The organism is Oxobacter pfennigii, from assembly GCF_001317355.1.
Lineage (GTDB): Bacteria > Bacillota > Clostridia > Clostridiales > Oxobacteraceae > Oxobacter > Oxobacter pfennigii.
This window is the reverse complement of the sequence record NZ_LKET01000039.1, coordinates 1-26204: the sequence shown is the minus strand read 5'-3', so window position 1 is coordinate 26204 and position 26204 is coordinate 1. Positions and strand designations below refer to the sequence as shown.

Here is a 26204-nt window from a genome sequence, read left to right as displayed (position 1 = left end):
CGCCTCACGGCGGTTTTTTGTTTTAAATATTATCTGTTTTTAAAACTCTCATGACGTTTAATACTGCAATCAATGTGACACCAACGTCTCCGAATACTGCTTCCCACATGGTGGCCAGTCCCCCCGCACCTAAAGCCATGATTACTACTTTTACAACGATGGCAAAGACGATGTTCTGCCAGATTATAGTCTTTGTCCTCCTGGCTATTTTAATGGCACCGGCAACCTTTGAAGGCTCATCTGTCATAATGACAACATCGGCGGCTTCTATGGCAGCGTCAGAACCCAGGCCTCCCATGGCAAAGCCAATGTCCGCCCTGGCAAGAACAGGTGCATCGTTTATGCCATCGCCTACGAAAATCATCTTTCCCTTGGATGACTTTTCTTTATCTATAAGCTCAAGCCTCTCTACCTTCTGGTCGGGCAAAAGCTCTGCATATACTTCATCCAATCCCAATTCCGCACCTACTTTTGAAGCAACGGATTTATTATCCCCTGTCAGCATGACAGTCTTTTTGACGCCAATTCCTTTTAATGCTCTTATGGCTTCTTTTGAATCTTCCTTTATTTCATCGGATATTACTATATTTCCTGCGTAATTTTTATCTACTGCCACATGGATAACCGAACCGGCGGTATCCACATTTTCATAGGGTATATTTTTGCTTACCATCAGCCTGTAGTTGCCTGCCAATACCTCTTTGCCATCAACCTTGACACTTATTCCCTGTCCCGGAACCTCTTCATAATCAGAGATTACTTCTTTATCCACATCTTTTTGATATGCATTTAAAATGGATGTGGCTATTGGGTGATTGGAATAGCTCTCGGCATAGGCTGCAAATGTGAGCAGTTCCTCAGGGGTTACCCCATCCTGTGGGCTGACCTTTGTGACCTTGAATACTCCTTTAGTTAAAGTTCCCGTCTTGTCAAACACAACTACATCAACGCTGTTTAAAGCTTCAAGATAGTTGCTGCCCTTAATCAGTATGCCTTTTCTTGACGCTCCGCCTATTCCCCCGAAGAATCCTAAGGGTATTGATACCACCAATGCACAGGGGCAGGAAACTACCAGGAATACAAGAGCCCTGTATACCCAGTCAGAAAAACTTGCACCAGGTATTACAAAAGGCGGTATCACTGCTATGGCAAGGGCTGAAAATACCACTACAGGGGTATAATATCTTGCAAATTTTGTTATAAAGCTCTCTGTCGGCGCCTTTCTGCTGGTGGCATTTTGTACCATATCCAGTATCTTTGATACCGTTGATTCTCCGAATTCCTTTGTGACCTCAATCTCCAGCAATCCGTTTTTGTTTATAAAACCGGCTAGAACCTCGCTGCCTTCCTCTACTTCTCTAGGAACAGATTCTCCTGTTAACGCTATGGTATCCACCATGGATTTACCTGCTATAACTTTGCCGTCTAATGGAATCTTCTCGCCCGGTTTTACGATTATCACATCGCCTATTCTAACATCATCCGGGTCCAGTTTTCTTTCTTCTCCGTTGATTTTTATATTTGCAAATTCAGGCTTAATGTCCATAAGCTCTGTAATTGATTTTCTGGAACGGTTGACGGCTAAATTCTGGAACAGCTCTCCTATCTGGTAAAAGAGCATAACGGCTACCCCTTCGGGGAATTCCGATATGGCAAAAGCTCCAATGGTAGCAATAGTCATAAGGAAGTTTTCATCGAAAATCTGACCGTTTTTAATATTCTTCAGCGCTTTTAAAACAACTTCTCCGCCTATTAATAAATAGCTTATTAAAAATAATGCAAACTCTGTCCAATATGAAAAATTAAACACAATAGCCACTATGAAAAATGCCGCACCAATACCAGACTTTATCAGTTCATTTTTAATTGAACCTTCCTCTTCATCGTGGGCATGGTATTTCACTTTTTTTCCCTTTTCTTCCTGCAGTACTTTAACATCCGGCTCAATCCGGTTGACTATTTTTTCTACTTGAGTTACTATGATATTTACTTTTTCACTGCCGTCCGATTCAAAGATCAGCCTTTGGGATGTAAAATCTATTACTGCTGATTTAACGCCCGGCAATTTTGCTACTTCTCTTTCAATTTTAGCTGCGCAATTAGTGCAGCAAAGCCCCATAAGTATCAAAACTTTCTTTTCTGACTTTAATATAGTCTTTTCTTTTACTACTACATCAGATTCTATTCTATTTACAATTGCCTTTGTCTTGTCTATTATCTCATTTATATTGGCAGTATTTTGTGCCTCTATGATTAATGTCTTGTTTACAAAATTTATTGTTGCAAGGCTTACCCCATCTAATTCTTTAACCTTTGCTTCAATTTTTGCCGCACAGTTTGCACAGCAAAGCCCCTCTAAAATTAGCTCCTTTCTTGCTGCAGCTTCCACTCCAATCCCTCCTCTTTAATGTAAGGCGACACTTCTCCTTTGGAGAAATGTCCCCAACTTAGTAAGGCGGCACTTCCCTTCGACGAAATGTCCCAACTTAGAATAACTAAACTTAAACGATTTCTTTCACGTGTATGAGTCCCTGATCAAAAATTTGCTGTATATGTTCATCATCAAGGGAATAGTAAACAACTTTTCCTTCTTTTCTGTATTTAATAAGCCTTGTCTGCCTTAATACCTTAAGCTGGTGTGATATGGCCGACTGGTTCATGCCAAGGAGCGCTGCTATGTCGCATACGCACATCTCGGTCTGAAACAAAGCGTAGAGTATCCTCACCCTTGTAAGGTCTCCGAAGACTTTGAAAAGCTCTGCCAGTGCATATGCCAGATTATCCTCCAGCATGTTTTCCCTTACTTCATTTACTACATCCTCATGTATGATGTTGCAGTTGCAATTATCTATGTGTTCAAGCTCTTTAGCCATTTCTTTTCACTTCCTTTATATTAATATATGAATAATTGTTCATATGTTCTGTTATTATTATATCAGTTAATACAGAAATAGCAACCGCTAAAATTAGTATCTGCTAAAAAAAGCTAATAATCATTATTTTTTACAAAATTAAAAAGCCGTAAATAATAATGCCAAAAGCTTCATTATCTACAGCTCAATTTTAAAATAACTTATAGAATTTATTGTTTATACTGCAGTAAGGACGACCGGTTCCCCCTTTGTCACCACTACGGTGTGCTCAAATTGTGCCACAAGGCTTTTATCGGGAGTTCTATAGGTCCATCCGTTTTTATCTTCAATAATCCTGTCTGCCCCTGATGAAACAAAGGTTTCGATGGCTAATACCAAGCCATCATTTAAAATACGGGTATCCAATATATCGCAATAATTTAAAATATAATCCGGAGCTTCATGAAGCTTTCTCCCTATTCCGTGTCCCGTTAAATTCCGGATTACAGTAAATCCTTTGCTCCTGGCTTCATTATAAATAGCCCTGCCGATCTGGTTTATCTTTGTGCCTGCCTTAGCCTTGCCTATCCCTTTATGAAGGGCGGACAATGAGCATTCGCACAATTTATTTTTAATTGATGATGCCGGCTCCACCACCACTGAAGCACCGGTATCGGCAAAATATCCGTTTAATACCGCCGACACATCCACATTTACCATATCCCCTTCTTCAATAACCTTAGAGCCCGGTATGCCATGGGCAACCTCATCATTTATACTTATACAAGTAACTCCGGGAAAGTTATATTCATGCTTTGGAGCAGAGACTGCACCATAACGGGATAATACCTTAAGGCCTATCATATCAAGTTCTTTTGTAGTTATACCCGGCTTAACGGCCATAAGCATTTCTTCCCTGGCTTCTGCAACAATGCTTCCTATATTTTTTAAAGCCACCAAATCCTGTTGGGATCCAATTGTCATAGTCTATCACCTGCCATATTCTTTCTTTTTTTGTCCAATTTCATTATACACTATATATTTATCTAATCTACCCTAAAATGCATTGCTGGAAATAATTTACATTATATGGTATGATATTAAATACACAGATGTTCTTGTTTTATATACTTTAAAGAGCAGGGGGATGAGGATTTGTTTTATAATAGACAGGGTTTAAAAACAGATAATGTACAAGCATCCTGCAGCAATTACTGTAAAAAAAGTAATTATATAAAGATTCCGGCCAAGGCAAAAACTTCATTGGTAGCGGCACTGGCTATCATGTGCCTGGTAACTGGAGGAGCCGCATCTAAATATGAAGCCAAAGGCAACACCACAGGCAATATTATAAATAACGGTTTGCTTGCACAGCAGGGCAACTGGGTTTACGGTTATATTGAAGACGGCTTATATAGGTGGACGTCAGATGGTACAAATAAAACAAAACTAAACAGCACCGGCCGCTATTATATAAGCGCAGCAAATGATTGGATTTATTACAGCAGTGACGGCACAGACATACACAAAATGAAAGCGGATGGTACAAATGATAAGGAAATATACAGAAATGACGGACCTATTTCAGGCGTGACAGTTTCAGGAGATTGGATTTATTTCTGCAGATTTTCCGGCAACGGGCAATCCCTTACAGCAGATGACGGGGAGCTGTTTCAATTCAAGCTTTACAAAATAAAAACCGACGGTTCAGGCTTGACTAAGCTTAGCAATGATGACTTGGGACCATATTATATGTATCCCTGTATAGATATAGAGAACGGTTGGATTTACTACAACAATTATTCTGATGAGTTCAAGCTTTACAAAATAAAAACCGACGGCACCGGCAGGGTTAAATGCTTTGAGGGAATGCTTTTTGATTTCAATATTGCAGGAGACTACATTTACTATGCCAACGGCAAGGATAACAACAAATTATACAGAATAAAAGCTGACGGTACTGAAAATACAAAGCTCAGTGATGACGACTCTGTCTTTGTAAATGTCTCGGGAGATTGGATATATTATTTGAAATCCTTAGGAGACTGGGATTACAATGTATATAAAATTAAAACTGACGGCACCGGCAGAATAAAATTATGCGATGATATTTTATCATCCGACTTTGACGGAAGGCCCCCGGCAATAAATATAGCAGGAAATTACATTTACTATCAAATTTTCGACACGTATGGTGTGGATAGCCAACATTATAAAATAAAAACAGACGGCACAGCGAAAGAGCTTTTATGGAAGGAAACATATTAAAGGCGGGAAATTATCCTGCCTTTAATAATTTATATTTAAATGATTTTAGCTGAATAGATGACAACTTAAAAGTAAAAAATAAAATGTATATTCGACAATATTTTATAAATTATATTTTCCGAGGTTGATTATGCAGAACTTACTTTGGTACATTTATTTAGCTTTGGGCAGCCTGGTGATCACAGCTATTATTATATATAAGAAAAGAAGCAGTTATAATCCTTCCACTCTCTGTATTTTTTATTTAGCCGCGGCAGGTTCTGCATGGGTAGGAGAATTTTTTGTACTGGGCTTGTTTAACGCTTATGTTTATAATACTGGTTTGTTTTCAGATCCCTGGGCTCAGAACCTTTTAGGACATCTTTTACTAAATACAACACTTTACCCTACAATAACTATTATAATGGTCGCATTTTCATTGGGATATGGCTGGGTATTATTTGTTTCAGCTTTTTTTATATTTTTAGAATACATATTTATAAAATTTCAATTATATGAGCAGTACTGGTGGAGATATTACATGACTGCTTTTGTCGTCTTTACATATCTTCCCATTTGCCATAAATGGTTTAATAAGCTTGTAAAGAACTGTTCCGGATTCATCAGGTATTTCACATTGTATTTTTCTGCCCTGGTAATCGCACACATACCGGCTCCTATTTTATTGCTTTCAGGAAAACAATATTACCAGCTGAGTTACATTAACAACTTTGCCGGTAATTTATACAAATCCAGCATTATAATTGCCTTTTCCTATAGCTTAATTGAAGCTTTTATTTTGGTATTATTCACATGTATACTAAAAAAATGGTATTGGAAAATCATACCACTATTTGTTTCACCTATAGCTAACGGCATCTTCGCAAAAATGAATATATTGATTATAAAGGATGGATGGGATTTATTTTACACATTAATTATATATGAAATATTTATAATAGCATTTATTTTGATTGAGAAGTATACTTTAAAAACCGGTTTTCATAAACAACATTGATAAAAATAATCACTTCGGGTAGCTTTATTACTTATTTTTATCAGACCGGCTAAAGGCGTCTTCCTGCCACATTTGATAGATATCTTATACTAGAGTAAGGCATCTTATGAGCATAGCTATACCGGCGATTCGATTATTAATATTTAATAACATATATTATGTCAGTCAATAAGACTCCAAACCATTGGATAACTGTAAATAAAAATATGGTTTCTATCATATAGGATGGGTCGCTTAAAAGTGTCACAATTATTAAAGGCATAATAAATATAGATAACAGTCCTGCAGCTATAATACCCTTTGATAACATACTAACCTGATATTCATCATATCTTATTTTCCGCTTTGAAATCATTAATAATATAATAATGATCGCCAAAATTATTATCATATACCCTATATATTTCATGTTTCCTGCCCTTATAAAATCAGACCATCTATTCCAAAAATCAGATTGCAGTGTATTTGTCTTTTTAAGCAATCTCTGAAACTCAATGTGATCTGAAGTAAATATAAAAAGAAATGCATATATGGAGGACATAAAAGCAATAAAAATTGCATTTGCTGCTGAATGCTTCAGTAATTTCATTTCCGCTCACTCCCCTTAAAATCAAAAATATCTTCTATAGTTATGTTAAAAAAACATGCTAAATCATATGCTAACCAAATGGAAGGATCAAATTTGCCTGTCTCTATTGCATTAATAGCCTGGCGTGACACATTTACTTTTTCCCCTAATTGGGCTTGAGTTAAGCCATATTGCTCCCGGAGCTCTTTAACTTTATTATTCAACTACCTGCCTCCCTCTTCATGTAAGTTAAACCTTACATCAAAAGATTACAACAATAAATAGGATATGTCAAGTAAACCTTACATCCTAAATAATATAAATTCTTTATTGCATCCTGACAGGGGCACCTGGGATTCAGCGCGGGACTGGAAAGCGCCGAGGATATCATCAGCGATTTGAAACAGACGCTGGAAAAATGCGGCTGTAATAACATTAATTTAATCCGTTAATTTTTCCTGAATCCAAGAAAGAATTAAAGGCTAATTATCATATCCTTTATTATTGACAAGCTATATCATGGACATATATAATCAATATATAAAATGCATATCGGAATAGTAGGATATATGACTTCTGCCTCTGCAATTGAGACGGAGGTTTTTATATTTATATAATTTAAGAGGAGGATTATCAATGAAATCATCAAAACTGACAAAACTATTTTTAGTATTACTGACCTTAGGGTTAATATTGACAGGGTGCGGCGCCCCAAAGGAACCGGCCCAGACGCCTGGAGGCAAGCAAAAAGTGCTGGTAGGTACCGAAGGTACATATCCTCCATTCACATATGAGGATGAAAGCGGAGTTTTAACAGGCTATGATATTGAGGTAGTGCGAGAAATTGAAAAACGTGTGGGCGATATAGAAATAGAGTTTGTACCAACACCATGGGATAGTATGTTTTTAGGCCTGGAATCCAAAAAATTTGATTTTATCGCTAATCAGATTGCAAAAAATCCTGAGAGAGAAGAAAAGTATTCCTTCACAGATAACAACTATTTCGTATCAGCTGCCCAGATCATAGTTAAAGGTGATAATAACAGCAGCATTAATAGCTTAGATGACCTTAAAGGACTAAAAGTAGGGACATCTGTAGGAAGCAACTACACAAAAAAGTTGGAAGAATATAATGCAAAGAATAATAATGCCCTTGATTTGAAATATTATGACGGCAACGTCACAACTGTTTTCCAGGACATTGATGCCGGCAGAATTGATGCAACTTTAAACGAAAGGCTGACAGCTGCCGATAACATTAAAAAATTAGGATTAAATATAAAAACTGTAGGTGAACCGGTTAATACTGTACCCAGTTACTTTGTGTTCCGCAAGGGAGAAGATGAATTAAAATCCAAAATAGATAAGGCTCTTGCAAGTATGAAAGAAGACGGTACCCTAAAAGATATCTCTATAAAATGGTTTGGTGAAGACTACACAAAATAATTGATATACCAAAAATTATTATAGCTTAAAATTTGCAATGCAAATTTTAGGTCGCAAGATTCCAAATGGCCGCGCCGTTTGAAATCTTTATATCTTAAATTGCTGTGCAGGCTGCCCTATGATAAAATAGGTTTTAAATACTTAGAGCAGCCGCACGGCATATTTACTTTGAAAAGGGGGATTCGGGGTGGAAACGATTTTTGATTTTAATTACATGATTAAGTCTGTTCCCGAAATAATACGCTATTTACCTATTACATTAATAATTTCAATTGTTTCAATGTTCTTTGGATTAATCATAGGACTTGTCACGGCACTTATAAAAATATATAAGGTTCCTGTATTAAGAAGGATTGCCTCACTGTATGTATCCTTCACCCGTGGAACGCCCCTGCTTGTTCAAATGTATCTCGCATATTATGGGATACCGAAGGTTCTTAACTATATGCATGCAAATTATAGCTGGAATTTGGATGTGAGCAATATTCCGGCCATTGTATTTGTATACATATCTTTTTCTTTAAACGTCGGCGCTTATTTGTCCGAAACCATCCGGGCGGCAATTCAAGCAATTGACAAAGGACAATTGGAAGCGGCTTATTCCGTCGGAATGAGTACATATCAGGCTATGAAAAGGATTGTATTGCCCCAGGCCTTATTGGTTGCCCTGCCCAACTTCGGCAATACCTTTATAGGGCTTTTAAAGGATACTTCACTGGCTTTTATCATAGCCGTTGTTGAAATAATGGGCGGCGCTAAAATAGTAGGAGCACGGGGATTGAGGTTCTTTGAGGTATACATTGACGCAGCCTTGATTTACTGGCTCATATGCCTGGTCGTGGAGAAGGGTGTAAACTCCCTTGAGAAAAGAGTCAGACGGTATGAAGGAGGAATTGCACGGTGATAGAGCTTAAAGATATTCATAAATCCTTCCATAAAAATGAAGTATTGAAAGGCATCAACCTTAAGGTTAACAAGGGTGATGTATTTGTAATAATAGGACCCAGCGGCTCCGGCAAATCAACCCTTTTAAGATGCATAAATTATCTTGAAAAGCCCGATAAAGGCATAATTAAACTTGGCGATCTTACTGTGGATACCGAGAAAGTAAAAAAAGAACAGATTGCGCAGCTGCGTAAAAGCACAGCCATGGTATTCCAGCAATATTGCCTGTTTAAAAATAAAACCGCACTGGAAAATGTTATGGAAGCCCTTATCGTCGTAAAAAAGAAAAGCAAGGAGCAGGCTCTTAAGGAAAGTATCCACTATTTAGAAAAGGTAGGCTTGCAGGACAGGCTTAATTATTATCCCTCCCAGTTATCGGGAGGCCAGCAGCAGCGTGTAGGAATAGCAAGAGCCCTGGCAATCAATCCTGAAGTTATATTGTTTGACGAACCTACATCAGCCTTAGACCCCGAGCTTGTGGGCGAGGTTTTAGAGGTAATGAAATCCGTTGCAAAGGAAGGCATGACCATGATTGTTGTCACTCACGAGATGGGTTTTGCAAAGGAAGTTGCCAGCCGGGTGCTATTCATGGACGGCGGAGTAATCGTTGAAGAAGGCAGCGCCAGAGAAATTTTTGATAACCCAAAAGAAGAGCGAACAAAGCAATTTTTATACAGGGTCAAGCAATCTTAAACAAAGGTCATGCAGGTGCATAAAAACATCGGCATGACCTTTTATAATAACTATTTTTTTACTACCGGTATCCATACTTCGCATTTATAATCCTTTGCTGCTGCATCTCCCGGAAGGTAGACTTCAAGCTCCGGCCCGTTAGCATGTTCAAATCCCGTTGCCGGAAACCACTCCTGGAAAATCCTTGCCCACACATCCTGTATAGCGCCGGGCATAGGCCCTGTTGATGTGAATATAGCCCATGAAGCGGCAGGGATTTCTCTGATTTCAAAACTAGCTGAACCCGGGTTATCGGTATGCTCGACGGCAACCATGTAAGAGAATTGTTCCATATTTTCTTCAAAATCCATGCATATTCCAAACATAATTTTTTTGTCGCTAATAGCGTAAAGTTTATCACTTGTCCCGTCGGCATTGCATTCGCTCCAGAATTCCGGTATACTTTTTAAGTTTTCTCCGTCCTTTGTAGAAACCCTTATAGATTTGCCTATAACTTTAAATGCTTCCTTTTCGATAATCTTATAATCCATATCCTTATCTCCCTTCAATGATATATGGAAAGAAATGCGCGGAAATGCCTTAAGCTTTGCCCCGGGTTCCCGTGCTGCCGAGGGCGCAATTCCATGAGCCCTCCGGAAGGCTTTTGCAAAAGACTCCGGTGAGTCATACCCATACTTCAAAGCCACATCGATAACCCTGATATTTGATGATATGGCAAGTTCCTGGGCAGCAAGGGTCAGTTTTCTGTTACGTATGTATTCCGCCACAGTAAAGCCGGTCAGCATATGAAACATACGCTGGAAATGAAAGTGGGAAGAACACGCTGCCTTTGCTATATCCTCAATACCGATTGTTCTTTCCATATTCATTTCAATATAATCTATGGCGTCCATCATTTTATTAAGCCACTCCACCTGCCTCCCCTCCTTATACATATAATATCACTGGAGATATTACACCGTCCTGTCATATCGTGCTTTTATATGACAGCCCCGTACGGCATCCTTTACGCAAGACCAGTGTCGGGCGTGAGGATCGTCCCTTAAATTATAAACAATAATAACCGCATGTGAGTTATAATAATATACCTTATTCAAAAAACTCTTTACTATAAACCACAGTTCCTGTAATGCCATCAAGACTTCCGTCTTTAAGTTCCAATGCCATAAACGACTCATCCGGTACATCAAATGGGGTTTTGATTCCCCATTTACTTGCAGGCCTAAACCCAAATCGAGGATAATATTTATCATGCCCGAGAACAATTACTGATTCGAAGCCCATTTCTTTTGAAATCTTCAGGCTTTGAAGAATTAATTTGCTGCCGATTCCTTTATTCTGATATTCAGGTAAAACTGAAACAGGGGCTAATGCCAATGATTCGTATTTCTTTTCGCCATCTTTAACGAGTAGTTTTGTAAGCATTATATGCCCTACAATTTCTTCGTTAATTTCTGCAACGAGGCAAAGTTCTGGTACAAACACATTACTTTTTCTCAATTTAGCAACTAAAAATTGCTCTGTATGGTCACTATGCTCTGCATTTTTAAATGCTTTTTCTACCACTGTTTCTGAAAATTCATAATCTTTTTCAGTTTCCTGCCTTATAGTTATATTCATCTTTAAATATCTCCTCATATAAAGTTAAATTAATTAAAATATTAAGCTTATAAATCCAATTAAAATAATTGCAAAAATAATGCCTACGATAATATTCCATGTTAGGTCTTCATCAGCAGTTTTGGATTTCTTTGCTATTAAGATACAAATATAATTAATTATGAAAATTACCACAACGACTACTATGGCAAAGGGTAAGATTTCAATTAAGCTAAATGAGGAGCTTATATCAAATTTATCCCTTAATTTTATCTGCATAAATGCATTTAATCCAGTAACAACGGAAATGATGTAGTAACCTATTATATCTATCCTTCTCTTTTTTCTAATGAAGTCAGTACCTTTTTCTTTATACACGCAGTATAATCCAGGATTCATAAAACTTAAAAACTTATCGTAGTATTCAGGTTTGATGCTTAATAAGACAGCCCATGCTAAAAATATAATTGCAAATATGAGTATAGTTGTACCAACACCTAGAATATTATACATTAAAAAAATCATTAACAGTAATAGAGCTGAAATGCTAATTGCCCTCAGATTCATTCAGATCCCCCTCAATACTTTTAATTTCTCATGCCCACCTATTGGTATTCCTTGTCCTACAAATACGGTTCAGGTATGATTCGGGTCCGATAAGGGACTCCCTATAATGCGGTTTTATAATTTAGTTAAAGTTAAATGCCCCAGGCAGTAAACCTTTTATTATGTCAAAGGTATCCCATTATAATATATAGGAGATATAATTGCCCTGACTATGCTTTTTTGTACTTGTCAAAAGCCTTATCTGTATCAATATGGACACCTTTGAAAAATAGAATTATCCAAATGAGCATTGCAAACACTGCAAAATAATTACTGAAGAAATAAGATAAACCTGCTCCAAAGAGTAGTATTACAGACCAAAGAAGGAAATTATTTCTCGCATCTATACTCATTTTCTTCTTATCATATTTTTCTCTTTCTTCCCTTGCAAGAGTATTAAATCCACTAATTAACATTGCACCTTTTTCTTTTAATAAGGCAAGAATTACCCCCATTATTCCAAATAACACTGCAAGCATCAAGCATGTTATTACCCATGCATTCATAGTAAGCCCTCCTAAGCATTAAACAAGATAGTCCCTTAAAATATACTCAACATCGCTGACAAAATCGTCGGCTGCGCCCCAATCAAAATCAAAAATTATCCCCTGTGCGCTTCCTGTGGCAACTGCCCTCACTTCAGTCTCTCCTTTTATATTGCCGGCAATTACAACCAGCGCTGCCCTGTTGCTTACCCGCATAAAATATTTTTCAAAAATCAACGTACCGATAAAACGTCCGTCACCTAAATCATTTATTTCTTCATGTATTAAATCTGCATCGCAATCCTGCTTGATCTTATTCAGTGCATTCTCCGGGTTTATACTAACTTTAAAAATGCGCTTGCTCATAAATATTGCCCCCTCCGGTTATTTTTTTCCATAAATATATTCTTCAGCGTCTCTAACAATTTTAGTTTCGAGCATGTTTTCTATCTAAGACGTATCATTATGAGTAAATGTTTTACATAAATAATAAAGAGAGCCCAAATTTTTATATTCAGACTCCCTATAAAGCATCATAAACTTTTGACAAATTATCTTTAATAGATAGTAAAGTTATATGCCCATTACCTTTATATATACCTTTCTGTTCCTTGGACCATCAAATTCACAGAAGTATATTCCCTGCCATGTACCTAGCTTCAGATTTCCGCCTTCGATAATTACAGTGCAGGATGAACCCATTAAGGATGCTTTGATATGAGCATGGGAGTTGCCTTCCATATGGCGGTAGCCGTTATTATGCTCCGGAAATACTTTGTCCAATGTATGTAAAATATCATGAACAACATCCGGGTCAGCATTTTCATTTAAGGTTACTCCGGCTGTGGTATGGGGTGCAAATACTATTGCCAGCCCATCCAAAACTTCGCTTTTTCTGACTTCATCTTTGACTAAATGGGTTATATCAATGAATTCCTGAGCTTTAGAAGTTTTTATAGAGTGTTCCAAAATTTCACCTTACAATCCTATTGCCAGAGTTTATTTATTAATGGGTTGAAGAGGGTTTCCCTTTAATATTTCTTCTACCTCTTCATATCCTTCGGGGAAAGAATAGTTATATCGTGCCGGAAGTGCAAAAACATAACTATTGTTACGCCCCAGCTCGCTTGGATCAATGGGCGCCGCCCCTATATGAAACTTTCCTTCCAAAAGTGAGTTCCACTGCTCAGTGGTGAATACCATTATAGGGATATCCTGCCTGGGTTTTTCAGCAGTCCATTGAGGATGCCTTATAGAAATAAGCGGACCGTTTTCCACTATTTTTTCTCCGTCGCTCTCTCCTGTGGCTGCGCCTTCCCATGTTTCATCTACAATGGTATAGCCTTTCCAGCTATCAGGCAGGGAAAAATTAAAGCCATACTGAGTATTAGTATATACAACCGCACTTTTACCGGCAGTCTCATCTTCTGTTTGTACGTTTCCATTTACATCATTATTTCCTTCATTAGTTTGTACAGGTTTGCCGCATCCAATCAACAATACAAAAACTAACATAAAAATTGCAATAACTGATTTTTTCATTATTCTACCTCGCTTAGATTTATGTTTATATGTCTATTATACTATTTATTATTGATGTATAACCTTTTATTAAGTAATGTTTACTGAAAATTCATTAAATATCATATTTTTCAGCCTGGTTAATGCATTTTAAGCATATACAAATTTACCAGTTGTACCATTTTTTTCGATATGGTAACTTTTTCTTACTTCCATCCTGCCATCTCTTAAAGGTGCATATATATCTTCACTGCCTATATATAATTTCATATTAGCAATTTTTACCCATTCATTATATTTCCGTTTTTCACCATCAATCAGTATTTCAAGCTCTACTCTATAACGGAGCTGGCCGTGACTATCTTTTTCAGGATTAATGCTTGCATTTAAAACTTTATATCCTTTTTCCTGTGTCAACTTGTTCATCCTGGAAATATAAATTGCCTTACCTTCCTCATATATATATTCCGGGCCCATGTCAACACCTCTATCATATAATAAAACGTAGCTATATGCCTTTTCATAATCCTGTGACATTAACGCATCGTAGTAACCGTGAACATTCCTGTCTATTTCTCTATAATTAATAGAGCCAATAATTGAGGGCAGGGTTGCAAAAGTTATTATGCCGATTGCTACTATAGCAAGCATATAGTAGTCTAGTAGATTTTTGCGCTTTACCATTTTTGTAGCCTCCCATAAAATATTTTTACTACTAATAAATTCCACAGATTTGATTCTATTCCTTTTATTTATTATCAAACTTATTTTTCAAAATAGAACTGTGATTACATTCCAGCTCACATAATTTGGATTTAATTTGTATAAACTCCAAAAAATGTTTCACGCGGAACAATTCCCGAATTTCCTTGACAGCATTGCGTTTACAAATGTGATTTTATTTTAAAAAATTGATTTTTTGTAAACACCGGCTTTAAAATTTACAAAAACTGTAACGGTGCAATATCATCTTCGATTGACTTAACCCAAGTTTTATATCAAACTGCTGGCCAATCGATTCTGTATAACTTTCTGCACATTTGCTTGATGTCAAATTACTAAGTAAGTATGCAGGAGTATTTTATAGTATTGTCCACGCCATAATTTAAATCTTAGTAAGATTACCTTGTTATATATTAATTATTTTCTTAACGCTTGATAAAAATGAAAGATAGATAAACAGCATAAGAAATACTGCATAATCAGCAAAAATAATTATATTCATTTGTATTTTTTCCCCTAACATACCGGCAATCATCATACCGATTGGCATTAAAGCAGTATATAAGGTATTTCTAAAAGCAAATACTTTTGATCTCATATTTGGAGGTACGCAGCTTTGTATGCTTGTTTGAAGTAATGATCCCATTGCTGCCAAGCATAATCCATCAATAAAAAACAACACTGCAATTAAATAAAAATTTAGTGTCATGGAATAAATAATCATTGTACAAGAAATTAAGATTCCGCTCATGATAAATACAAAAAACTTTTTTTCTTTTTTTATTTCAATAACTGATAGGATAGCATAACCTATAAATATTCCAAAAGTATTTACAGCCATAGATACTCCATATAATCCGACCCCAAGCTGATTATTGAATTTAAACCAAGGTAATGTGAGAGTCATCGACATTGAAGCACAAAAATTCAAAAAAGAAATTGCAATAAAAAGATACTTAAGGCCCTTTAGATTATTTACGGTATGCCTGCCTTCATATCTTCCATAAAATTCAGTTTCTCTGAAGACGATTTAATTTGCGGTATTTTAGTGAAACATTCAGAAACAGCTGAAAATAAAAAGCTAAATCCATTAATGACAAACAGAACCGGTGCACCGATAATTTGAACCAGAAACCCGCCAAATGCATATCCTACCATATCATTTACAGAGCTAATTGAAGAAAGTATGGAATTTGCCTTTAATAATTTAGATTGCGGAACTACATCAGGTATGCATGAATTTATTGTTGGATTAAAGAAACAACCGCATATATCTACAACAATACATGATATAAAAACCATCCATACCTGTAAAAATCCTGCTACAGCCGCTATTCCAATGCAGAAGATGGCTATGGCTCTAATGATGTCAGCCGTTATTAATACTTTTTTTCTATCATGCCTGTCTACAAATGTTCCTGCAAAAGGAGAGATAAATACTTTTGGTAAAGTAGCAACCGCTAAGAGCACACCCATCAATGATACAGAGCCTGTTTTAGAAAGAATCCAAAAACGAAGAGCTATGTCAAAAACATTATCCCCTAAAATTGATACAGCCTGTCCTTGAAACAATAAGATAAAATTGAGATTCCATAGCTTTTCTTTTGGTACTTCATTTCTTTTAAATCCACTAAAACTTGATTCACTTGACTTGTTTTCAATCTCTGTATCCATTACTACTCCTTTTATCATCATTCTTCTTTTAATATTGAATTCTCTTTGACCAGATTCAGTGCATCCTCTGGATTTAATCTCACTTTAGAATTAAATATACTCATATTAACTACTTTTTTCTTGAACTATAGAAATCTGTAATATAGTCAATGATTTCCTGATCCAGTTTGGCTTTAACTATAACGGTATTTGACGGATCAGTTTTATCATATCTTGGAACAAGTGTCGTCCCATCTGAGAAAATAGTAATATCGATTATATATACTTGATTGAGATCATTTAAAGTATTGTTTGTTACTTCAGTTACTGTAGTATTACCATTCTTCTTTACCGTGGACTTCTTTATATTTTCGTAATTGAACTGCAGCCTAAATATCACTTCGCTCTTTGGCAATGTTGCACCATTGACTTCTATTATCCCCTCCGAATTCTGAATTTCCCTTATAACCTTATTTATAAAATCCTTATCTTTTACCTGAATTCTGGACTCATTAAAGAGTTTCCCTATTTTGTCCAAAACCTTTCGCTGTTCTTCCATACCGGCCCCTTTTGTTTTTAATTCTTTTAACTCAGAACCCAATTTATCCACATCGTCCTTATTCTCGTAACTCTGGATGAAGATTTCATCAGGAACTTGTATGTAATCCAATTTTATCTCTTTGTTAAAGCACCCAGTTAATAATAATGTGTGAATAATCACAATTGATATCAAAAACAATGTTTTTTTATACATTAAATCACTTCCTGGACATAATATCTGGATCATGTATTAATACGGCATTTTGCACTCACTCAATATTGTTTTCAGCAGTTTCACTTACTTAGGAAGCTCATGGCTTTCAACCTTAATAAATTCCTTACTACCCCATTTAAAGGTATCTTCAAAACTTTTTCCTTCTGAATTATCATAATACTCTATTTTAAATGTGCTGTTATCTACCTTTGTAAGTTTTGTGGAGTAATATCCTGTCGTATTGCTTATAAACAATGAAGAATACCCTTTAACAGGCAGTTCTTCTATTTTCCCATCCTTTCCTAATGTAAACAGCTTATAATTCCTGCCATTGCTTGATGCGTACTGGCCTATTGTAAAGTCAATATTACCGTCGTTATTATAATCATCGAACTGAACCTGAAAAGAAGAATTAAAAATCAATGGCTCGTTATATAGTTTACTTAAATCAGCTTGGGCAATAGTATTGCCGGATTCATCTGCCAGTTCAATAATAAAATAGCCTTCCCATATGGTCCCTATGAATGCCCCCGGATTCCAATCCTCATAATACTTTCCTTCAACCATTTTTAATCTTAAATATTGATGTTGTCCAACAATAGGAAACATATCATTATTTGATAATGTCATCGGCGATTGGATTGAAATATTCGGGTTTTTCTCTTTATTTTCACCGGAAGCATTTAAAGAAGCCGTATTAACTGTATTTTTAAAAGAGCAGGATGAAAGTACCGCAATTAATGTGAGAACTGAAATCGTAATATAGATTATTCTTTTCATAAAGAGACCCCCCTTTTTTTGTTAATTGGCGATTAATTACAGCTATTCATGGTATGGATTAAGTGTCTTAGCTTCAAGTCTATTTATCAGGACTAAACCTGGAATTATCGTAATTAAACGGGATACTTGTACCTTTCACTACATCTTCAATCTTTTCAACAATTAGCCAGTCATCCATGTTGTTTTGGTGATCAAATTCTAAAGGAGCAATCTCCTTAACGTCTTTGAACTCAACTAAACACAAGCATTTTTTATGCCATCTTTCTTTTTGTTTATTTGATAGGTTAAGTTTGCTTTGATTATCCTCAAGTGTCTTTATAATTTCATCTTCCGACAGTTTAACAAAATTTTGAACACCTCTAACCGTCGCCATGGCAGAAATTTTTCCTGTTCCTTTTTTAATAAAGTATAATGTTTCACCTTCAAAAACCCTGCTATGAGGAATTTTTCTTCCAGCTGCTCCTCTTACAATCATAGTTTTGGCGCCATCAAGAATTTTCTCCAGGACCTTTTCCTTGTCATCGCAATACACCAAATGTACCATCTTTTTATTACTCCTTTCAATTTTTCACTCACTCAATATTATTTTCAGCCTCAATCATAGGGAAGGTTGGGCTCGTACCATAGGATTCTATTTCATACGAACTACCTTCTTTTTTTACAGTATAAAACTGGAGCTTCCCTAATACCCATCCATTCTCTCCCGGTTCGCCGTTCCCTGCAAGCCATATAATATTTCCATCTTCAGACTGAACAGAATATTCCACTGAAAAACCGAAGTTTGAAATATCCCCATTCAATGCCCTTATCTCTTCTATCTTGAAATCCTTTATTCTCTCCTCCTCCGGTACATCCGCATCCTTATTCCTTTCAAGCTTATCCACAATTATTTGTTTCGCTATTTTCTCCAGTGCAGCCCTCTGACTTTCATCAACTCTTTTATATATAGCCGGTATCTCGTCTGTGCTGATGACCTGTTTTCCGGTGCTGTCCATACCGACTTTTATACGCTGCAAAGCGTTATCGGCAATATATCTATTGATATAAACCCAATTACCGACAATATTAACTATAACTCCATGCCTTCTCCCAAAGTAAATAGAAAATTTATCATCACATAGTTCTGTCCTTTCTGTGCCGTCAAGTTTTATTTTATAAAGTTTGCACCTGTTATCTCCTGTTTCCTTGAAATAATAAATCCAGCCATTATACACATTTATGGGTAACGGGATTTCATCATCGCTTATTTTAATATTTTCGCTTCCATCTGGTCTTATTTTATATAGTTTTCTGCCGTCACTTCCATTGGCATAGTATATCCAATCACCATCGATAACGGCACAATATATGCGTTTATACTGTTTTTTACCGGTGCCATCCGTTTTTATGCTAGAAAAGATGCTATCATTACCACTCCAATAATAAATCAAATCACCATATAAGTTAATATATGCTTCATCAACATCTCCAACTTTGTCTTCACAAAGTTTTACTTTGCCTGATCCGTCTGTTTTCATTTTATATAGTTGAAAATTCGCCCCAGTGGGAGATTGGCAATAATATATCCAGTCATCGGATACCATCACAGCCGCTACTATGCCATCATCAAATTTGACCTTGCCTGTGCCATCTTTTTTAATCTTATTTAGTGTTCTGTCCGAAGTATTGACATAATAAATCCAATCTCCTGCGGCATTAATATATTTAGCATTATCATCACATACCTTTAAATAGCCGGTCCCGTCCATTCCGTATTTATAAAGCCCATCCTTCAAACCGGCATATATCCACTCTCCTGCTTCAGCATAATACCCCTCGTTCATAATATTACCGTTGGTATTACCTTTTTGAGAATTATCAATCATGGTTCCGGCTGCATTTGCATTTGTCTGATCAGCCTCTTCTTTTATTGTACTTTTATCAGACTGAGATGAAAAGTCAGACTTTGGAATTGTTTTAAGACTTATATTTGAGCAGCTAGCAATGAAGAATATTAATATAAACAAGACAGGTATTATATATATCCTCTTCAAAATATCACATCCCTGCTTTTTTTTACTCCAATGATAATCAGTAATATTGAAATCAATATTTCAGTAACAATAATAAGTTTGATAATTGGATGTATAGCATCGAATGCTGAGGCTTTACCTATACCACCGGTAATTAAAGCATAGCGAAAATAAAACTCGTATGCAATAATTACAAAAGTCATTTTAGTTAAAGCGCCAAACAGCAATTTCAAGCCATATTTAAACATCATACCACCTCCTCCTTGAACAATTTAGTGCTATAGGTGTAAATGTTAATAGATGTATGTACCTATATAACAAGACCTAAAAACTTCAAAAAAGTTTCATATATTCTTCAAATAAGTATTAATTATTCTATTCTTCTCCATTCTGTTCTTGCATTATCTAAGTGAGATTGTACGCCGTGCAGCCGAAAATATTGTCCGCAAAGTGAACCCCGCCGCAAAAACAAGCGTAACGATAAATGGAATACGGGAATGATAAGAACAACTGCTTTTACCCTTCCCGCATTTTGATTGTTTCTGATCTTACCATTTATTTTGTGTTTAAAACATATTCCTGCGCAATCTTATCTTGGTCAACATCTATAATTACTATTTTATAATAACCTAATTCATAACTACCTGTTTCCGCCGGTATTATTGCCCCGATTCTGTTTTCGTCGATGATGCAATAGACACCACCCCCGTTTAAATTTTGCAAACCAGTGATCTCTTAATATTTCCATTTTTATCATGAAAAAAAGTAACGGTCCTTAATAGTAGTTTTGAACTCCTCTTCCGACCCTCTTACTTCAATGCTGCATCCTGTATCCGGTATCAGCGGATTTAAGCTTAAATCTTCAAGTTCACCTTTTATTTCATCCGGAATTTTATAGTTTTTAATTATGTCAACTTTTTCTTCGCTATATATATCACAAATCAGCTCTGCCGTTTCTGTTTCAAAATCAATTAAAAAGTAATTGCGGGCAGGTTCACCGTAAAAATCAAAAGAATAAGAAATTGAGTAACGCCCATTAGAAGAAGCAGAAGCTCCAAATGGCCAATTATTATATGATTCTCCCAAATAATCGACTTTATCAACTTTATTTTCATTGATATTGTATCTTAATACATATCGCCCAAACACAGCAAACAAAAAATTCTGCCTGTGGAGAAGACTCCAACCTATGGAACCATAAACAAGTGGCTTAAGGGCGGTTTTCCCTTCTTCAATATCCATGAATTTCGGATAATATTTTTTATCAACTGCTTCAACGACAGAATCAAAAGACGCAACTGGGAGTGTTTCTTCCGATGTTGCAGATTTTTTATAGCAGGCTGTCAATCCTGACAATAAGCAAATGCAAACAAATATACATATCCAGGTTTTCATTATATTCACCCTTTTGAAAATGATATATTAATAAGACGTTTGAAAGGAGATTTTGTTACACTAATATCTGTTATTTTTTACTTTTTTTTCATGGTAACACTCTCAGCTATTTTCAAGCCAGAACGTTCAAGACTGCTGAAGGGCTTAACAAAGCTAATATATCCACAGTACGATCTTTCTCATACTGAGGAATACATCATTGACCATCTTGAACATGCACAAGTCATCAAGCATATCTTCACTGACAAGACTGTCCATGAGACAAACAGATATTCATCAGGAGCAGCCATGGCTGCCAACAAACTTGCAACACATGCGCTTATGTTTGCGTCAAGCCAAGAGAGCAGCTTACGGCAAAAGCTATGAGCAATCCGTAGATGGCCTAAGAAATCAATACAGTATGTGATATAATAAAAGTAGTTTTTTATTGTCTAAAGTGATAAAGCAAGCCTTACTATATAGATTAACAAAAGGTAGGATGAATATGTTATTATTTTTAACAATGATAGACGGTACCGAAGAAAGAAATAAACTTGAAAGACTGTACATAAAATATCATAAATATATGTTCTATATTGCAAATGAAATTTTAAATAACCCTAATGAAGCACAAGATGCTGTTCAATCATCAATTATAAAAGTAGTCAATTATCTGGATAAAATTGATGATATTGAGTGTAATAAAACAAAATATCTAATCGTTACTATTATTAAGAGCACTTCAATTGACATGCTAAGACGCAGATCAAAAATTGAGTACTTATCATTAGACCTTACTGATGAATATATCGATATTAATACCCCAAATACCGAAGATATTGTAATTAGGCTTAGTGAAACAAAAGAATTATTAGAAAAATTAACTGAAATTAAAGCTGAATATGCTGATATATTGACATTAAAATATTATCATGAATTGAGTGATAGAGAAATCGCTGACATACTCTCTATCTCGCATGAGAATGTCCGTACCCGGTTAAGCCGGGCAAGAGCAGCACTTAAAAAAATAATGATAGAGGATAGATCAAAATAATTTACTTTTAGAGGGATGTGTGAAAATGAAAGATAAATTTGAAGAAGATGATAAATTATTTGGTGGTCTTTATTATCAAATTGGAAAACATCATACTGGAAATGTTTCGGAATATTTAGACAATATAAACAAAAATTTGGATGAAGTTGAGTATCCAGATGAATTGAATTTATGGTTCAATGAGTTTCTTACTGACCATGAAAGAAAGAAAAGAACACTAAAAAGAAAAAAATGGTTAAATACTTTTTCAAGAAGAATAGCGGTTTTTATAATTTTGTTTGTCATAGTCATAACTATGACAACACTTAGCGTTGAAGCCTTTAGAGTAAAGGTATTCAACATCGTCACTGATATAAGAGAGAAATATTCGAAGATAGAATTTAAAGAAAGAGATACAATTAAACAAGGCCAATATTCAATCACATGGGATTTATACCTGTATCCGGAGTATTTACCAGATGGCTACTATGTTACTGATGCTCAGAAAATAGGTGATATAAAAATAATTCATTTTTCCGACGAGAAAGGCAAGAATCTGGAATTTTCTCAATCTCCGATTAATTCAAGCCTTCAAGTTGACACTGAAAATGTACAAACAAAGAATGTTGTGATAAATGATTCTGAAGGCATGCTGATTGAAAAGAATGGAGTTCATATTATAATCTGGACGAAGGGTGAAAGTGCTCTTTACATGATTGGAGAAATTTCTGAAGAAGAAATCTTCAAAATAGCTGAGAGTGTTGTAATGAAAAAAAAGTAAAAAATAACAAATATTAGTGTAACAAAAATCTCCTTTCAAACGTTTTATTATTGAAAGGAGGTGGAATTTATTAGCAAAAACTTAATAAATAAAAAAATAGTTCCTCTAGTTTTAATTATAATAATTTCTCTTTCATACCTTCCAGCTTATGCTCATGAATCAAATGCAGAGAGACTTAGTAGTGACGACATGGTAATACAACCATACTTTTCATATATTTCGATATTTCAGAATGCATTTGATATTTCGACTAGCGGAAAGGCATCTGTATCATCATACTTAACAGCTAGGGATGTGGATGAAGTGGGAGTTGAAGCTAGCTTGCAACAAAACAAGAATGGGGTTTGGACTACAATAAAGAGTTGGTCAAATACTTCACCAGGGACTAATTCGGGTCTGAGCGGAACTTATTATGTGACAGCAGGGTATAGTTACAGGCTTGTTTCCAACGGTAAGGTTTACAAAGATGGCTCTCTTGTTGAACAGACTTCTTATATAAGCGAAATTAAGAATTATTAACATTGATAAAAAGGTAACTGCTATTTAGACTATTGTAAAATATATTCCTACCGGCAGTCTTCAATCAATGATTCCAGCATTTTGCAATCGACAAAAAGTAAAAATATAAGGAGTGAATTATAATGAGAAAAATAATTTCTATTATGATAGCTATGTTGCTATATTGTTTTTCAAGTATTACTACTCCTCTTATTGTAGCTTAGGCAAGAGATGGAAAGAAGCAATCGGATGCTATGCTTCAGGTCCAAATATATAGTAGCAAAGGAATTGTTTTTATGAAAAGGAATAAACTTTTATAACTCATAGGCATTTACCTTTTAGGTCTGTTGCTGGTATGACCAGTAGAGAGCCCGAGACACTAAAGACTTGACTTAACGTTACGAAGAAATTTTAGACAGAAAAATCAGAAATCGCATTAAAGCAGTATTTAGTAAAGAAAAACGCTTTTACTGTCTAGGTAGAATCACTCTAGACTGAAGAAAAAGCGGCATAAAGTCTCTCTTATAGATTTTCGAGAAAATACCATGAAAAAATTGGAGGTTATATTAATGAAAAAAATAATATATTCGATCCTTGTTACTTTATTATTAGCTATTTGTTCTGGTGGACAAGCTTTGGCTGCAGATAACAATGACAAATATAAGGATCTTGATAAAGGACATGCATTTACTATTGATAAACTAAATGAAATATTTCCAGAGGCCCATATAGATAAGGATAAACTTTTAAAAATTGAAGAAGATTTTAAAGAAGGTAAAAAGCCGGATGTGATGGATAAGAGCAAAAAACCTGTTAAATCATTTATCAGTAGAAAGAGTAAGGATGAAGTACATCACTTAGAAATATATGAAGATGGTTCAATTTTTTCTTATGGAATTGCTTCTGGTACTGATGGTATATGGGGTGTTGGTTCTGGAAGTTCATATGTAAGTGGAGATTTTGAATACTTTGAAAACTATACTGTATTCTGGGATTTATACGGCCTTCAGCATTCAATGGGCTTCAAAATATCATGGCGTGAGAATATATTCTCTGGCTTGTGTAATATTACAAGTTCACCAAAACAGGATCATGCTGTAAAGGTAAGCCCAGTTCGTGTATGGACAGTTAAGTCTTCTCAACAAGGCACAAATCCAGCATCGGCTGCAATGACGGGAAATGCTATAGATAATAATGGCAATATATTAGTAGGGATGAAGGTTATATTTGAAGTGATAAACGGTTCCACTGATGTTGACACACAATTAAAAGCGGGTGGGTATACATACGAAAATTCTGACGATTAATCTATATAATCCCCTGGATTGGCGGGAAATTTTGTTCCATAATCCAGGGGTATTCTCTTCATTATGCTTTAGTAAAACAGATATTATGATATTGACATTTTAAAATTCCATGATCTATGTGTTATTATAGATATAAAGTTGACATACACTAAAATATGGGAATTGGTTGATATGTAGTACTTCTTTGTTGAAATTCTCAAATTAATTATTATTATGAGAGGATTAATATAAAATGAATTATAAAAGAATTTTTTATACCGCATTATTAATTATCATTTTATTAATAAACAGTGTTAGCTGCACAATAAGGAGTAAAAAAGAAGAGTATAACCAGGTCATACAATCATGGCTTGTTGATAATATTCAGAACGCAGATAGCTATAATCTTGGTTTATCTTTGGTTACTGTGTATAATCACAACGATAAGCGACCTGAAAACATACCCGAGTCAGTAGTCTCTGATTATGAAATTGATATCTTTAAATCTGAAAAGAAAGCAAGGATAGTAGAAAAGGAGGGTATCATAAAAAAGACCTCTTATTTATCTATTGAAGGCGATAAGGTTATCATCTACAAAAGCACTGATAACGGTTTTGAGAAAAAAGTATATCAAGATGCTCAACTAGCAGAAGCAATGAGTAAAATAGTATTTCCAGATGATATAAGTATTTTTAATGGTGAAGTAGTGCTAAGTGGTATTGCTAGTGACGGCATTAAAAGTCTTACAGTACAAAGATATGTGGATGGGGAACCATTTTATCATCTTTATTATCTTGTAACTGGAGAAAAGCAGAAAGAGAAGAATATCATAAGCTTAGGCTTCTCCTATAGTACTCTTTATAAAAAAATGAGAAGCCTTAGGATAGATGATACAGGTATCTTATATAAATCAATATATTATCTTCTAAACGGGTCTCAATATGAAAATATCTATACAAAGAATAACGTTAATTATGATCAAGAACTGGTTATCTATTTTACCGGGTTAATTACCGAGGATTTTGAGCTCCCAGAGGTAAAATAGTAATATTGGAGATTAAATTTAGTGTTAAAATCGGTAATGTAAATAATTTTGTGAGTGAATGAAAAAGTGAGCTCCTTTCTGGCAAGAATCAAATAAAACCAGAAAGGAGTTTTTTTGCATGGATACACCGTAAATGGTAAATCGTGCGTACCTAGAATCGGATTAGACCCCTTACTTTGGACAAGATCGCCCAATAACTACGAATATCTCAGTATTTTAAGATTTTATATTATGACTATAAACGTATAGCCATACTTTCAATTTCCTTTCCAAGGTTTTGAGCAT

33 protein-coding genes are annotated in these 26204 nt (G+C 35.4%); 11 read left to right on the top strand and 22 right to left on the bottom strand.

Going from position 1 to position 26204, the window contains the following annotated elements; translation table 11 throughout:
- Positions 1–22 precede the first annotated feature (22 nt).
- The 3 genes from OXPF_RS13550 to map form a co-directional block, all read right to left on the bottom strand.
- Positions 23–2389: a heavy metal translocating P-type ATPase gene (locus tag OXPF_RS13550; protein ID WP_054875761.1), complete on the bottom strand. Its 2367-nt coding sequence runs from the start codon at positions 2387–2389 to the stop codon at positions 23–25.
- Between the two features lie 112 nt (positions 2390–2501).
- The gene (locus tag OXPF_RS13545; RefSeq protein WP_054875760.1) at positions 2502–2873 is read right to left on the bottom strand and encodes an ArsR/SmtB family transcription factor; all 372 of its coding nucleotides are present in this window, start codon (positions 2871–2873) and stop codon (positions 2502–2504) included.
- Between the two features lie 216 nt (positions 2874–3089).
- Positions 3090–3836, bottom strand: coding sequence for a type I methionyl aminopeptidase (gene map / locus OXPF_RS13540; protein ID WP_054875759.1), 747 nt, complete (start codon positions 3834–3836; stop codon positions 3090–3092).
- Positions 3837–4007: 171 nt separating this feature from the next.
- On the opposite strand from map, the gene OXPF_RS13535 reads away from it, so the two are divergent.
- Positions 4008–5120, top strand: coding sequence for a DUF5050 domain-containing protein (locus OXPF_RS13535; protein ID WP_054875758.1), 1113 nt, complete (start codon positions 4008–4010; stop codon positions 5118–5120).
- 130 nt (positions 5121–5250) lie between these two features.
- Positions 5251–6117: a hypothetical protein gene (locus tag OXPF_RS13530; protein ID WP_054875757.1), complete on the top strand. Its 867-nt coding sequence runs from the start codon at positions 5251–5253 to the stop codon at positions 6115–6117.
- Positions 6118–6253: 136 nt separating this feature from the next.
- On the opposite strand, the gene OXPF_RS13525 is transcribed toward OXPF_RS13530, so the two are convergent.
- Both OXPF_RS13525 and OXPF_RS13520 read right to left on the bottom strand, forming a co-directional pair.
- Entirely contained in the window at positions 6254–6706 is a 453-nt protein-coding gene (locus OXPF_RS13525) for a hypothetical protein (RefSeq protein WP_054875756.1), read from the bottom strand.
- On the bottom strand, positions 6703–6909 hold the full coding sequence (locus OXPF_RS13520; protein WP_054875755.1) for a helix-turn-helix transcriptional regulator: 207 nt from the start codon (positions 6907–6909) through the stop codon (positions 6703–6705). Before OXPF_RS13520 ends, OXPF_RS13525 begins: the two co-directional genes overlap by 4 nt.
- 412 nt (positions 6910–7321) lie before the next feature.
- Between OXPF_RS13520 and OXPF_RS13515 the strand changes: the two genes are divergently transcribed.
- The 3 genes from OXPF_RS13515 to OXPF_RS13505 all read left to right on the top strand — a co-directional run bounded on the left by OXPF_RS13515 (position 7322) and on the right by OXPF_RS13505 (position 9769).
- A complete protein-coding gene (locus tag OXPF_RS13515) occupies positions 7322–8131 on the top strand; it encodes a transporter substrate-binding domain-containing protein (RefSeq protein ID WP_054875754.1) in 810 nt (269 codons plus the stop codon).
- A 187-nt stretch (positions 8132–8318) separates the two neighbouring features.
- Positions 8319–9035, top strand: a complete 717-nt coding sequence (locus tag OXPF_RS13510) for an amino acid ABC transporter permease (protein WP_083479961.1) — start codon at positions 8319–8321, stop codon at positions 9033–9035.
- Positions 9032–9769 carry an amino acid ABC transporter ATP-binding protein gene (locus OXPF_RS13505; protein WP_054875753.1) on the top strand — a complete coding sequence of 246 codons (738 nt, stop codon included), beginning with the start codon at positions 9032–9034 and terminating at the stop codon, positions 9767–9769. Before OXPF_RS13510 ends, OXPF_RS13505 begins: the two co-directional genes overlap by 4 nt.
- Before the next feature lie 50 nt (positions 9770–9819).
- Here OXPF_RS13505 and OXPF_RS13500 read toward each other — a convergent pair whose 3' ends face one another.
- The 17 genes from OXPF_RS13500 to OXPF_RS13425 all read right to left on the bottom strand — a co-directional run bounded on the left by OXPF_RS13500 (position 9820) and on the right by OXPF_RS13425 (position 21297).
- Positions 9820–10683, bottom strand: a complete 864-nt coding sequence (locus tag OXPF_RS13500; RefSeq protein WP_201779723.1) for an AraC family transcriptional regulator — start codon at positions 10681–10683, stop codon at positions 9820–9822.
- Positions 10684–10858: 175 nt separating this feature from the next.
- Positions 10859–11389 carry a GNAT family N-acetyltransferase gene (locus OXPF_RS13495; RefSeq protein ID WP_054875751.1) on the bottom strand — a complete coding sequence of 177 codons (531 nt, stop codon included), beginning with the start codon at positions 11387–11389 and terminating at the stop codon, positions 10859–10861.
- 33 nt (positions 11390–11422) lie between these two features.
- Positions 11423–11935: a hypothetical protein gene (locus OXPF_RS13490; protein WP_054875750.1), complete on the bottom strand. Its 513-nt coding sequence runs from the start codon at positions 11933–11935 to the stop codon at positions 11423–11425.
- 209 nt (positions 11936–12144) lie between these two features.
- Complete coding sequence (locus OXPF_RS13485) at positions 12145–12480, bottom strand: DUF3784 domain-containing protein (protein WP_054875749.1); 336 nt, start codon at positions 12478–12480, stop codon at positions 12145–12147.
- Positions 12481–12498: 18 nt separating this feature from the next.
- Positions 12499–12825 (bottom strand): DUF6054 family protein, encoded by a 327-nt coding sequence (locus OXPF_RS13480; RefSeq protein ID WP_054875748.1) that lies wholly within the window; start codon positions 12823–12825, stop codon positions 12499–12501.
- Positions 12826–13032: 207 nt separating this feature from the next.
- Positions 13033–13428 (bottom strand): secondary thiamine-phosphate synthase enzyme YjbQ, encoded by a 396-nt coding sequence (locus tag OXPF_RS13475; protein ID WP_054875747.1) that lies wholly within the window; start codon positions 13426–13428, stop codon positions 13033–13035.
- A 30-nt stretch (positions 13429–13458) separates the two neighbouring features.
- A complete protein-coding gene (locus tag OXPF_RS13470; RefSeq protein ID WP_054875746.1) occupies positions 13459–14001 on the bottom strand; it encodes a hypothetical protein in 543 nt (180 codons plus the stop codon).
- A gap of 129 nt (positions 14002–14130) precedes the next feature.
- Positions 14131–14664, bottom strand: coding sequence for a hypothetical protein (locus OXPF_RS13465; RefSeq protein ID WP_054875745.1), 534 nt, complete (start codon positions 14662–14664; stop codon positions 14131–14133).
- Between the two features lie 445 nt (positions 14665–15109).
- Positions 15110–15610 carry an MFS transporter gene (locus OXPF_RS23410; RefSeq protein ID WP_278308403.1) on the bottom strand — a complete coding sequence of 167 codons (501 nt, stop codon included), beginning with the start codon at positions 15608–15610 and terminating at the stop codon, positions 15110–15112.
- A 68-nt stretch (positions 15611–15678) separates the two neighbouring features.
- Positions 15679–16377 carry an MFS transporter gene (locus tag OXPF_RS23405; RefSeq protein ID WP_054875743.1) on the bottom strand — a complete coding sequence of 233 codons (699 nt, stop codon included), beginning with the start codon at positions 16375–16377 and terminating at the stop codon, positions 15679–15681.
- 109 nt (positions 16378–16486) lie between these two features.
- Positions 16487–17110, bottom strand: coding sequence for a hypothetical protein (locus OXPF_RS13450; protein ID WP_054875742.1), 624 nt, complete (start codon positions 17108–17110; stop codon positions 16487–16489).
- 84 nt (positions 17111–17194) lie between these two features.
- Positions 17195–17890 carry a hypothetical protein gene (locus OXPF_RS13445; RefSeq protein ID WP_054875741.1) on the bottom strand — a complete coding sequence of 232 codons (696 nt, stop codon included), beginning with the start codon at positions 17888–17890 and terminating at the stop codon, positions 17195–17197.
- A gap of 79 nt (positions 17891–17969) precedes the next feature.
- Complete coding sequence (locus OXPF_RS13440; protein WP_054875740.1) at positions 17970–18434, bottom strand: hypothetical protein; 465 nt, start codon at positions 18432–18434, stop codon at positions 17970–17972.
- 28 nt (positions 18435–18462) lie between these two features.
- Positions 18463–19923, bottom strand: a complete 1461-nt coding sequence (locus tag OXPF_RS13435; RefSeq protein WP_054875739.1) for a DUF5050 domain-containing protein — start codon at positions 19921–19923, stop codon at positions 18463–18465.
- On the bottom strand, positions 19920–20153 hold the full coding sequence (locus tag OXPF_RS13430) for a hypothetical protein (RefSeq protein ID WP_152967768.1): 234 nt from the start codon (positions 20151–20153) through the stop codon (positions 19920–19922). The genes OXPF_RS13435 and OXPF_RS13430 overlap by 4 nt, the downstream gene beginning before the upstream one ends.
- Before the next feature lie 304 nt (positions 20154–20457).
- Positions 20458–20625: a hypothetical protein gene (locus tag OXPF_RS22540; protein WP_160317222.1), complete on the bottom strand. Its 168-nt coding sequence runs from the start codon at positions 20623–20625 to the stop codon at positions 20458–20460.
- A 30-nt stretch (positions 20626–20655) separates the two neighbouring features.
- On the bottom strand, positions 20656–21297 hold the full coding sequence (locus OXPF_RS13425) for a hypothetical protein (RefSeq protein WP_054875737.1): 642 nt from the start codon (positions 21295–21297) through the stop codon (positions 20656–20658).
- Positions 21298–21387: 90 nt separating this feature from the next.
- Here OXPF_RS13425 and OXPF_RS22535 point away from each other — a divergent pair, with 90 nt between their 5' ends.
- From OXPF_RS22535 to OXPF_RS13400, 6 genes are all read left to right on the top strand, one after another.
- On the top strand, positions 21388–21663 hold the full coding sequence (locus OXPF_RS22535; RefSeq protein WP_160317221.1) for a hypothetical protein: 276 nt from the start codon (positions 21388–21390) through the stop codon (positions 21661–21663).
- A gap of 112 nt (positions 21664–21775) precedes the next feature.
- Positions 21776–22330: an RNA polymerase sigma factor gene (locus tag OXPF_RS13420; RefSeq protein ID WP_083479959.1), complete on the top strand. Its 555-nt coding sequence runs from the start codon at positions 21776–21778 to the stop codon at positions 22328–22330.
- Between the two features lie 25 nt (positions 22331–22355).
- Positions 22356–23090, top strand: coding sequence for a DUF4367 domain-containing protein (locus tag OXPF_RS13415; protein ID WP_054875735.1), 735 nt, complete (start codon positions 22356–22358; stop codon positions 23088–23090).
- 60 nt (positions 23091–23150) lie between these two features.
- The gene (locus tag OXPF_RS13410) at positions 23151–23609 is read left to right on the top strand and encodes a hypothetical protein (protein ID WP_152967766.1); all 459 of its coding nucleotides are present in this window, start codon (positions 23151–23153) and stop codon (positions 23607–23609) included.
- A 548-nt stretch (positions 23610–24157) separates the two neighbouring features.
- Positions 24158–24895: a hypothetical protein gene (locus tag OXPF_RS13405; protein ID WP_054875734.1), complete on the top strand. Its 738-nt coding sequence runs from the start codon at positions 24158–24160 to the stop codon at positions 24893–24895.
- A 232-nt stretch (positions 24896–25127) separates the two neighbouring features.
- Positions 25128–25919 (top strand): hypothetical protein, encoded by a 792-nt coding sequence (locus OXPF_RS13400; protein WP_054875733.1) that lies wholly within the window; start codon positions 25128–25130, stop codon positions 25917–25919.
- Positions 25920–26204 lie beyond the last annotated feature (285 nt).

Coding starts and splice junctions, on each gene's coding strand:
- OXPF_RS13545 (WP_054875760.1), bottom strand. CDS start 2,873: ATGGCTAAAGAGCTTGAACACATAGATAATTGCAACTGCAACATCATA.
- map (WP_054875759.1), bottom strand. CDS start 3,836: ATGACAATTGGATCCCAACAGGATTTGGTGGCTTTAAAAAATATAGGA.
- OXPF_RS13530 (WP_054875757.1), top strand. CDS start 5,251: ATGCAGAACTTACTTTGGTACATTTATTTAGCTTTGGGCAGCCTGGTG.
- OXPF_RS13525 (WP_054875756.1), bottom strand. CDS start 6,706: ATGAAATTACTGAAGCATTCAGCAGCAAATGCAATTTTTATTGCTTTT.
- OXPF_RS13515 (WP_054875754.1), top strand. CDS start 7,322: ATGAAATCATCAAAACTGACAAAACTATTTTTAGTATTACTGACCTTA.
- OXPF_RS13495 (WP_054875751.1), bottom strand. CDS start 11,389: ATGAATATAACTATAAGGCAGGAAACTGAAAAAGATTATGAATTTTCA.
- OXPF_RS13490 (WP_054875750.1), bottom strand. CDS start 11,935: ATGAATCTGAGGGCAATTAGCATTTCAGCTCTATTACTGTTAATGATT.
- OXPF_RS13485 (WP_054875749.1), bottom strand. CDS start 12,480: ATGAATGCATGGGTAATAACATGCTTGATGCTTGCAGTGTTATTTGGA.
- OXPF_RS13480 (WP_054875748.1), bottom strand. CDS start 12,825: ATGAGCAAGCGCATTTTTAAAGTTAGTATAAACCCGGAGAATGCACTG.
- OXPF_RS13470 (WP_054875746.1), bottom strand. CDS start 14,001: ATGAAAAAATCAGTTATTGCAATTTTTATGTTAGTTTTTGTATTGTTG.
- OXPF_RS13465 (WP_054875745.1), bottom strand. CDS start 14,664: ATGGTAAAGCGCAAAAATCTACTAGACTACTATATGCTTGCTATAGTA.
- OXPF_RS23410 (WP_278308403.1), bottom strand. CDS start 15,610: ATGACTCTCACATTACCTTGGTTTAAATTCAATAATCAGCTTGGGGTC.
- OXPF_RS23405 (WP_054875743.1), bottom strand. CDS start 16,377: ATGGATACAGAGATTGAAAACAAGTCAAGTGAATCAAGTTTTAGTGGA.
- OXPF_RS13450 (WP_054875742.1), bottom strand. CDS start 17,110: ATGTATAAAAAAACATTGTTTTTGATATCAATTGTGATTATTCACACA.
- OXPF_RS13445 (WP_054875741.1), bottom strand. CDS start 17,890: ATGAAAAGAATAATCTATATTACGATTTCAGTTCTCACATTAATTGCG.
- OXPF_RS13440 (WP_054875740.1), bottom strand. CDS start 18,434: ATGGTACATTTGGTGTATTGCGATGACAAGGAAAAGGTCCTGGAGAAA.
- OXPF_RS13430 (WP_152967768.1), bottom strand. CDS start 20,153: ATGATGTTTAAATATGGCTTGAAATTGCTGTTTGGCGCTTTAACTAAA.
- OXPF_RS13425 (WP_054875737.1), bottom strand. CDS start 21,297: ATGAAAACCTGGATATGTATATTTGTTTGCATTTGCTTATTGTCAGGA.
- OXPF_RS22535 (WP_160317221.1), top strand. CDS start 21,388: ATGGTAACACTCTCAGCTATTTTCAAGCCAGAACGTTCAAGACTGCTG.
- OXPF_RS13420 (WP_083479959.1), top strand. CDS start 21,776: ATGAATATGTTATTATTTTTAACAATGATAGACGGTACCGAAGAAAGA.
- OXPF_RS13415 (WP_054875735.1), top strand. CDS start 22,356: ATGAAAGATAAATTTGAAGAAGATGATAAATTATTTGGTGGTCTTTAT.
- OXPF_RS13405 (WP_054875734.1), top strand. CDS start 24,158: ATGAAAAAAATAATATATTCGATCCTTGTTACTTTATTATTAGCTATT.
- OXPF_RS13400 (WP_054875733.1), top strand. CDS start 25,128: ATGAATTATAAAAGAATTTTTTATACCGCATTATTAATTATCATTTTA.